6 protein-coding genes are annotated in these 8,335 nt (G+C 72.1%); 4 read left to right on the top strand and 2 right to left on the bottom strand.

Annotation, left to right across the window (positions count from 1 at the left end; all coding sequences use genetic code 11):
- Positions 1–62: 62 nt before the first annotated feature.
- Complete coding sequence (locus ACFWOG_RS31030) at positions 63–2,786, bottom strand: penicillin acylase family protein (RefSeq protein ID WP_380362310.1); 2,724 nt, start codon at positions 2,784–2,786, stop codon at positions 63–65.
- Positions 2,787–3,101: 315 nt separating this feature from the next.
- Between ACFWOG_RS31030 and ACFWOG_RS31035 the strand changes: the two genes are divergently transcribed.
- From ACFWOG_RS31035 to mscL, 4 genes are all read left to right on the top strand, one after another.
- Positions 3,102–4,589 carry a potassium/proton antiporter gene (locus ACFWOG_RS31035; protein ID WP_329952988.1) on the top strand — a complete coding sequence of 496 codons (1,488 nt, stop codon included), beginning with the start codon at positions 3,102–3,104 and terminating at the stop codon, positions 4,587–4,589.
- Between the two features lie 409 nt (positions 4,590–4,998).
- Positions 4,999–6,345 (top strand): MFS transporter, encoded by a 1,347-nt coding sequence (locus ACFWOG_RS31040; RefSeq protein WP_380362318.1) that lies wholly within the window; start codon positions 4,999–5,001, stop codon positions 6,343–6,345.
- Between the two features lie 138 nt (positions 6,346–6,483).
- Positions 6,484–6,780 (top strand): FmdB family zinc ribbon protein, encoded by a 297-nt coding sequence (locus tag ACFWOG_RS31045; RefSeq protein WP_329952987.1) that lies wholly within the window; start codon positions 6,484–6,486, stop codon positions 6,778–6,780.
- A 630-nt stretch (positions 6,781–7,410) separates the two neighbouring features.
- The gene (mscL, locus tag ACFWOG_RS31050) at positions 7,411–7,830 is read left to right on the top strand and encodes a large conductance mechanosensitive channel protein MscL (protein WP_329952986.1); all 420 of its coding nucleotides are present in this window, start codon (positions 7,411–7,413) and stop codon (positions 7,828–7,830) included.
- 23 nt (positions 7,831–7,853) lie between these two features.
- On the opposite strand, the gene ACFWOG_RS31055 is transcribed toward mscL, so the two are convergent.
- The gene (locus tag ACFWOG_RS31055) at positions 7,854–8,141 is read right to left on the bottom strand and encodes a hypothetical protein (RefSeq protein WP_329952985.1); all 288 of its coding nucleotides are present in this window, start codon (positions 8,139–8,141) and stop codon (positions 7,854–7,856) included.
- Between the last annotated feature and the right edge of the window lie 194 nt (positions 8,142–8,335).

Here is an 8,335-nt window from a genome sequence, read left to right on the forward strand (position 1 = left end):
GCCCCGCGCCCCGGGAGGTCCGGGGGCGCGGGGCCGTCGTGGCGGAAGCCGGCCGTCGGGCGTCAGCCGTTGGTCAGCGTCAGCTTGTGCTTCGCCGACCTCTCGACCGCGTCCGGCGAGAACGACCAGGTCAGGAGCTTGCCCTTGAGCCAGAGGTCGGTCTGGTCGTTGTAGTTGGGGTGATAGGCGTGGCCCGAGGCACCGCCGACGTTGATCCAGCGGGACGCGTCGAGGTCGCTCAGGTCGATCACCATCCGCATCGACGGGATCCAGTCGACCTGGTACCCGGCGGCCGCGTTCCAGCCGGCCGCGTCGACCGCCGCCGAACCGCCGGAGAGGCGGTACGGGCCGCGGTTGAGCAGCTTGTGGACGGCGCCGGAGGCGATCGAGGAGTCGTCCGAGCCGAGGGTGCGCTCGCGCAGCTCCAGCTTGTGCAGGCGGCCCCAGCTCCAGGTGGAGATGTCCTTGGTGAGCAGCGAGGTGAGCTCCTGGCGGGCGTTCTTCATCGCCTCGCGGAGGAGGTTGTCCAGGCCCTTCTGCTCCTTGTGCTGGGAGTCGATGTACGTCCACCAGCCGCTGTCGGGCTTCTCCAGCTGCTGCCGGACCACCTCGGTCCAGCGGTCGCCGCCGTCCGGCTGGGCCTTGCCCGGGTCACGGGTGCCGCACTCGGTGACGATGTCCGACTTGCTGTCCGGCTTGGTCGGGTCGGCCTGCTGGCGCACCAGCAGGCAGTTGTCCTCGGCCCGCAGGTCGGCCGGGAACTTCTGGCCGAAGGCGAGCGTGAGCAGCTGGCGCCAGACGCCGTTGTAGTAGGCGGCGGCGGCCGAGTCGGCGTCCTGGTGGTAGTTCCAGTCCTTCAGCAGGTCCTGCGCCTCGCGCACGTAGGGGTCGTCGATCTCGACCTTGAGCAGCCTCGGGACCAGCGTCTTCGCGAGGATGCTGGTGTTGTCGAGCTGCATCTCCTGCATGTCGTCCGGCGAGATCTTGCCGTTGTTCTTGAGCCGGGCGTCGATCTGCTCGGTGATCTCCTTGGCCCGGGTGCCGTACTCCCAGTCCTTGGTCAGCAGGTACTTGTACGACGGGTCGACCACGGCCTGGTTGGCGGTGACGATGTAGCCGCCGGACGGGTTGAAGCTGTACGGCAGGGCGTTGAACGGGACCGGGTCCTTCTTCCACTGGTAGGAGGAGTCCCAGCCCGGTGCCGGGTTGCGGCCGTCGCCGTTGCCGCGGACCGGGACGTACCCGGGGGCCTGGTAGCCGATGTTCCTGGCGTCGGCGTAGATCAGGTTCTGGGCCGGGACGGCGAAGTCCTTGGCGGCCCCCCGGAACTCGTCCCAGTTCTTCGCACGGTCGAGCCCGAAGACGGCGTCCATGGTCTTCCCGGGGATGAGCGCGGCCCACTGCAGGGCGACGCCGTAGCCGGTGGTGCCGCGGTCCGGGGCGGAGGTGCCGTTGGGCGCGTACTTGCCGACGTTCTGCTGCTCGGTGCTGGGGTCGGAGATCAGCGGGGCGCCGGTCCGGGTGGTGCGGACGGTGATGGTGCGGTCGTCGCCGCCGGCGACCTTGATGGTCTCCTTGCGGAGCTCGAACTTCTCCTCCTTGCCGTCCACCAGGTAGGTCTCCGGGCCGGTCACCTTCTCCAGGAAGAGGTCGGTGACGTCGGCGCCGAGGTTGGTGAGGCCCCAGGCGATGTCCTTGTTGTGGCCGATCACCACGCCGGGCATGCCCGCGAAGGTGAACCCGGAGACGTCGTACTGGCAGCTGGGCGAGGCGGTCCGGCAGTGCAGGCCCATCTGGTACCAGACCGAGGGCAGGCCGGGGCCGAGGTGCGGGTCGTTGGCCAGCAGCGGCTTGCCGGTGGTGGTGTGGGTCCCGGCGACCACCCAGGAGTTGGAGCCGATGCCCTGGCCGTTGCGGCCGAGCATCTCGGGCAGCGCGTCGATCCGGGTGGTGACGCCCTTGAGCAGCGCCTCGGTGGTCGTCGCGCCCTGCGCGGTGCCGGTGCCGGTGCCCGGGGCGCCGGCCGGGGCGGAGCCGTCGGCGGGGCGGTAGGTGTCGCTGCTGACGGTGCCGGTCTTCACGATCGTGCCGTTGCGGGCGTACGGGTAGTCCGGGTACAGCTCGGCGATCTTCTCCGGGCTGAAGTCCTGGGCGAGCAACGCGCGGTCGATCTCCTCCTGGAGGTTCCCGGAGAGGTCCCAGGCCATCGCCTTGAGCCAGGCCACCGAGTCGACCGGGGTCCACTGCTCGGGCTCGTAGTCGCCGTTGACGACGCCGAGCAGGGTGTACTCCAGCGAGGCGCGCGACCCGCCCGGGTGCTCGACGAGCCAGGCGTTGACACCGTCCGCGTAGGCCTGGAGGTACTTCTTGGTCTCGGCCGAGAGCTGGGTGTCGAACTCCTTCTGGGCCACCTGGCGCCAGCCCATGGTGCGGATGAAGGAGTCGGTCTCGACCTGGCCGTCGCCGAACATCTCGGACAGTCGGCCCGCGGTGATGTGCCGCCGGACGTCCATCTCCCAGAACCGGTCCTGCGCCTGGACGTAGCCCTGGGCGCGGAAGAGGTCCTCGGAGGTGTCGGCGTAGAGCTGGGGGATGCCGTTGGCGTCCCGCTTGACGTCGACCGGCGCGCTCAGGCCCGCCACCTTGACGCTGCCGTCGACCTCCGGGAAGGACGCGCGGACCGCGGCCACCCCTCGGTAGCCGCCGTAGCCGGCGCCGGCCACCAGCAGCACGACCAGCACGATCACGATCAGACGGGCGCGCCGGAACTTCTTCGAGCGGGGCATCTGGGTCCTTGCGGTCCTCACTGGGGGGCGGGCGGACATGTCAGGAGCACGGGGCCGTGACAGGGCACCACATTAGGCCGACTCGGCTGGCGGGCGTGCACGGGGGACGCTCACGGTGGAATCGGAGGAGGTCAGAACCCGAGGTGACGGGCCGCACAGCCGGGAAACCTAAAGATATGGCAAAATGTTAGACTGCGTAACGATCCGTAAGGGGAGTAATCGGCGCCGGCCGCCCCCGCCCCTGTCGATCGAGCGCTCCCGGCCTCACCGCCACCAGACACCCCGTCCGCCCCTGCCAGCCCGAGGTGCCCCTGCGTGAATGTCGACCACCTGAACCAGCTGCTCCTCGAATTCTCCGTGATCCTGCTGGTCGCGGTGGTCGCCGTGCGCATCTCGACCAAATCCGGGCTGCCCAGCCTGCTGATCTACCTCGGCATCGGCGTGGCGCTCGGCCAGAACGGGCTCGGCATCACGTTCAACAACGCCGAGCTCACCCAGGTGCTCGGCTACGCCGCCCTGGTGGTGATCCTCGCCGAGGGCGGCCTCAAGACCAACTGGCGCGAGGTCCGGCCGATGATGCCGGCCGCCACCGTGCTCGCCACCGTCGGCGTCGGCGTCAGCGTCTTCGTCACCGCCGCCGGCGCGCACTGGCTGGTCGGCCTCGACTGGCGGACCTCGCTGCTGCTCGGCGCGATCGTCTCCTCGACCGACGCCGCGGCCGTCTTCTCCGTCCTGCGGATGGTCCCGCTGCCGCACCGGCTGACCGGCCTGCTGGAGGCCGAGTCCGGCTTCAACGACGCGCCCGTCGTGATCCTGGTCGTCGCCTTCGCCACCACCGGGGAGCTGGACTCCTGGTACGTCCTGATCGGCACCATCCTCGCCGAACTCGCGATCGGCCTCGCGGTCGGCCTGGCGGTCGGCAAGGTCGGCGCCTACGGGATCAAGCACGTCGCCCTGCCGTCCTCCGGGCTCTACCCGATCGCCGTCATGGCGCTCACCGTGCTCGCCTACGCCGGCGGCGCGATGCTGCACGGTTCCGGCTTCCTCGCCGTCTACGTCAGCGCCGTCGTCCTGGGCAACGCCAAGCTGCCGCACGGACCCGCCGTCCGCGGCTTCGCCGACGGCCTGGCCTGGATCGGGCAGATCGGGATGTTCGTGCTGCTGGGCCTGCTCTGCACCCCCGAGACGATGGGCTCGGCCGTGGTGCCGGCGCTGGTGATCGGCGCGGTGCTGGTCTTCGTGGCCCGGCCGCTCTCGGTGGTGACCACCCTCACGCCGTTCCGGCTGCCGGTCCGTGAACAGGCCCTGCTGAGCTGGGCCGGCCTGCGCGGGGCGGTGCCGATCGTGCTCGCCACCATCCCCCTGGTCGCCGGCGCGCCGATGGCCCAGGAGGTCTTCAACATCGTCTTCATCCTGGTCGTGGTCTTCACCCTGCTCCAGGGGCCGACCCTGCCCTGGGTCGCCAAGTGGCTGCGGATCGGCGAGGGCTCGATGGGCCAGGACCTCGGCATCGAGTCGGCGCCGCTGGAGAAGCTGCACGGCCACCTGCTGTCGGTGGCGCTGACGCCGACCTCCCGGATGTCCGGCGTGGAGATCGGCGAACTGCGGCTGCCGGCCGGCGCGGCGGTGACCCTGGTCGTCCGCGAGGGCAACAGCTTCGTGCCGGACAAGGACACGGTGCTGCGCGGCGGGGACGAGCTGCTGGTGGTGACCACCGACGAGGTGAGCGAGGCGGCGGAGCGGCGGCTGCGGGCCGTGGACCGTGGCGGCAAGCTCGCCGGGTGGCTGTACGGGCGGGAGTGAGCCCCCGGGCTCATGGGCGGCGGGGGCCGGGGCCGGGGGCGGGTGGCTCCGCCCGGTGACGCCGGCCCGACCGTCCGGCCCGGCCGACGCCGTGGAGTGTTCGGCCGGCGTTCACCTTCGATCGACAGGACAGTTTTGGACGAGCCCTGTATTGTGGAGGTAAGCGCGCCATCTACGCGCGTATAGCTACTCGGAATGACACACCCAGCATCTGCCTGATGCAGAGTTGGCGCGACCGTTCGGCGGCCGCGGTCCGGCCCTCGGCGACCCCGCGGCCGGCCCGGTATCTACCCCGGTCGACGCGCGAGAGGACGACTCTCGGCGCCGTCGGGGCTTTTTCATGCCCTGCCGCGCTACCAGGCAGTAGGAAGGACCGACCGTGACGGCCCGCCGAACGGTCGACGACACCATGCCCGGGCACGACCTGCCCGCCGCGCCCGGGGACCGCGCCGACGCCGCCCCCACCCGGGTCGGGTACGGCGCGCTGCTGCGCACCCCCGGCGTGTGGACGTTCCTCGTCCCCGCCTTCGCCGCCCGGCTCCCCTACGCGATGCTCAGCCTCGGCATCCTGCTGCTGATCCGCGACACCCACGGCTCCTACGGCACCGCCGGCACCGCCGCCGCCGTCTCGGCCGTCGCCCAGGCCCTGGTCGGGCCGCAGACCGGCCGGCTGGCCGACCGCCTCGGCCAGGCCGCCGTCCTGGTGCCGACCGTCGTGGTGCACGCCGTCTCGGTCGGTGCGCTGATCGCCCTGGCCCTCGGCCACGCGCCGGTCTGGAGCCTCTTCCTCGCCGCCGCGGCGGCCGGCGCCTCCGTGCCGCAGATCGGCGCGATGGTCCGGGCCCGCTGGGTGGCCAGGCTGTCGGCGGAGGGCACGCCGCCGGCCAAGCTGAACACCGCCTTCGCCTTCGAGTCCGTGACCGACGAGTTCACCTTCGTGATCGGCCCGGTGCTGGCCTCCGCGATCGCCACCACGGTCAACCCGGCCTCCGGACTGATCGTCGAGGCCACGCTGACCGTCGTCGGCGGGCTCGCCTTCGCCGCCCAGCGACGCACCGCGCCCGCGCTGCACCCGGCCGTTCCGGGCGCCCGCCGGGTCTCCGCCCTCGCCTCGCCCGGCGTCCGACTGCTGGCCGGCGCGTTCCTGGGCGTCGGCACCGTCTTCGGCGCGATGCAGGTCTCCGTCGCCGCGTTCACCGAGTCGGCCGGACAGCCCGGGGCCAGCGGCACCGTGTACGGGATCTTCGCCGGCGGGTCGATGCTGGCCGGCGTGCTGTACGGCATGATCGCCTGGCGGCACGCCGCCCGGCACCGGATGCTCGCCAGCTACGCCCTCCTGGTCATCGGCTGCTCGACGCTCTGGGCGATGCCCAACCTGGTCTCGCTGGCCGTCGCCGGCCTGTTCTGCGGTCTCGCCATCGCACCGACCCTGATCACCGGCTACACGCTGGTCGAGACGCTGGTCGAGGACGGCGCCAAGACCGAGGCGTTCACCTGGCTGACCGGCGCCATCGGGCTGGGCCTGGCGGTCGGGTCGATGGTCGCCGGGCAGCTGGTCGACGGGAGCGGCCCGTCGGCCGGGTTCCTGGTGCCGGTGGCCGGCGCCGGGCTGGGCCTGGCCGCGCTGGTCTCCCTGCGGGGGCTGCTGGTCGCGCCGGGGACCCGGAGCGCGGCAACCGCCGACGCGGGCGCCGCGCCCGGTCCGGGCACGGGCGCGGGCGCCGCTGCGCAGCTGGTGGGCGCCGCCAAGGGCTGATCGCCGGGCGGCGCGGGGCGGCGTCCCGCCGACGGGCCGGACTCATCTCACACCCGAGTCGCTGGACTGATCCAGCGGAATGCCGCATCATTGACCATCGTTAGCACTCATCAGGCGAGAGTGCCAGGAGGAAGACAAGTGCCCACGTACCAGTACCAGTGCACCGAGTGCGGCAACGGCCTGGAGGCGGTGCAGAAGTTCACCGACGAGCCGCTGACCACCTGCCCCGACTGCGAGGGGCGCCTGCGCAAGATCTTCTCCGCCGTGGGTGTGGTCTTCAAGGGCTCCGGTTTCTACCGGACCGACAGCCGCTCCTCCTCCAGCAGCTCGGTGAGCACCGGCTCGTCGACCCCCTCGTCGACGTCGACCTCGTCGTCGTCCTCCTCGTCGGGCGGCTCCGCGCCCGCGGCGAGCCCCGCTCCCGCAGCGGGCTGACCGCCCCGACGAAGCCCGGACTGCCGGACTGCCGAGACAGAACGACCGAACGGCCCGTCGACCCGCAATATGCGGGTCCGGCGGGCCGTTCGCATTCCCGGATTCTCTCAATTCCCCCGAACGGCGCAGAAGTGCACCCGTTCGGCGGAGGCCGGTCCTCCCCGGGCCCGAGTTTTCCACAGGGCAGGGAAAGGGGCTTCCGACCACCGGGCCGGCGGCCCAGAGTGTGCGTCACGAGAAGCCGGCCCGCCGCCACCCGGAAACGGACCCGGTGGGGGCCGGCACCCTGCGACCACCGGTGGTGCCCGTGCCGACCAGGAACCCCTCCCGCCCGCTCCCCTTCCCGCTGCCGCCACTGCCCGCGCCGAGCGTCCCGCCACGACAGCCGGTGCCGTCGTTCCCGCCGATCAGACGCGGAGCCGGGCGCGGACACCGGCTCCGACAGGCGCTCCGGCAGGGCCCAGGGGCCCTGGCCGTCCTCGTGCTCGCGGCGGCCGTGGCACTCACCTTCGGCCCCGCGCGGGCGGGCCTGCCACCGCCGGAGACGGCCTCCGTCCACCGAACGGGTTGTCAATCAGAGGGAGCTGAAGATCACCCGTAACCGGATTTCGACTTCGTCGTTCACGCGGCATGAAAGGCTTCAAGGAATTCCTGCTGCGTGGAAATGTCGTCGAGCTGGCCGTCGCCGTGGTCATCGGCGCCGCTTTCACCAACATCGTCAACGCCTTCGTCAAAGGCGTGATCAACCCGATCGTCGGCGTGTTCGGCGCCAAGGATCTCGCGGCCTACACCTCCTGCCTCAAGGGGCCCTGTGAGGTGACCGCGGCCGGTGAGGTCACCACCGGCATCCTCATCCTCTGGGGCAGCGTGCTGAGCGCGGTCCTGCAGTTCCTGATCACCGCCGCCGTCGTCTACTTCTGCCTGATCCTGCCGATGACCACCTATGCCGCCCGGCGCAAGACGCCGGCCGAGATCCGGGCGGAGGCCGAGGCCAAGGAGGTCCTCCTGCTCACCGAGATCCGCGACGCCCTGGTCACCCGGACCCTCTGAGGCGAACCGGGCCCGGCCGCCGGTCAGTCGCCGTGGTGCGGCGGGCGCTGGCTCAGGTACCAGTCCAGCCCCCGCCCACCGCTCTCCCCCGCCTCCGGGCGGCTGCCCCAGCCCGCGTCGGTGTCGTCCCGGGACTGCTGGTCCAGCGGGTCCCGGAAGACCAACCGCGCCCGGTCCGCCCCGGCGCCCGCCCGGGCGCCCCGGGCCTGCTCCCGACCGTCCGCCGACACCCCGTCCGCCACGGCTCCGCCCGCCGGATCCTTCTCCACCGCCGCGTCTCCGCCGTCCATGCCGCTCACACCGTCACCCATGCCGTCCACCGCCTTCGCCGATCCCCCGCCCGTCCCTACAGCCTAGAAGGCCCTGCCCCGCCGCCGCGGACGCACGTGGGCCCGGGGGGGGGCGGGGCGCACCCGGGCCCCCACCCCCCCGTGACCCCACCCACGGCCGGGACCCCGCCGCCAACCCCCCCGGGGCGGCGCACGTAGTAAGCACGGCCCCCGCC

This window comes from Kitasatospora sp. NPDC058406, from assembly GCF_042722765.1.
In the GTDB taxonomy this organism is placed as follows: domain Bacteria; phylum Actinomycetota; class Actinomycetes; order Streptomycetales; family Streptomycetaceae; genus Kitasatospora.